The sequence below is a fragment of the Streptomyces milbemycinicus genome (genome assembly GCF_002154605.1).
Classification (GTDB): Bacteria; Actinomycetota; Actinomycetes; order Streptomycetales; family Streptomycetaceae; genus Streptomyces; species Streptomyces milbemycinicus.
Genome location: NZ_MUNE01001243.1, coordinates 1 through 651 on the forward strand (window position 1 = coordinate 1; position 651 = coordinate 651).

1 pseudogene is annotated in these 651 nt (G+C 75.3%); it reads right to left on the reverse strand.

The window, feature by feature from the left end:
* Positions 1 to 85: 85 nt before the first annotated feature.
* Positions 86 to 651 (reverse strand): annotated as a pseudogene (locus CCN51_RS52385) (methylmalonyl Co-A mutase-associated GTPase MeaB); the annotation flags it as partial.

The window sequence follows — 651 nt, forward strand, 5'->3', positions numbered from 1 at the left end:
TGACAGCCCCGGAGGCCCCGCACCCGGCACCACCCACGAACAGCAGGCGCACCACGCACGCACCCGCACCCGAAAACGCACCCGCTCAGCCCGAGGTCACCCCGGCCACCAGTTCGTCCGCCGCCGCGTACGGGTCCAGCTCCCCCGCCGCCACCCGCTCGGCCAGCGTCCCCAGCCGGCGGTCGCCGTGCAGGTCGCCGATCCGGGCGCGGAGCGCCGTTACGGCGATGGTCTCGACCTCGCCCGCCGCCCGCCGCAGCCGCCGCTCCGCCAGCACCCCGCGCTCCTCCATCCACGCCCGGTGCTTCTCCAGGGCCTCGACCACCTCGTCGACGCCCTCGCCCCGCGCCGCCACCGTCTTCACGATCGGCGGCCGCCAGTCGCCCGGGGCGCGGGCCTCGCCGAGGCCCAGCATGTGCCCCAGCTCGCGGACGGTCGCGTCGGCGCCCTCCCGGTCGGCCTTGTTGACCACGTACACATCGCCGATCTCCAGGATCCCGGCCTTGGCCGCCTGGATCCCGTCGCCCATCCCGGGCGCGAGCATCACCACACTCGTATCGGCCTGCGCGGCGATCTCGACCTCCGACTGCCCGACGCCGACGGATGCGACGTGGTGCTGGTGGAGACCGTCGGCGTCGGGCAGTCGGAGGT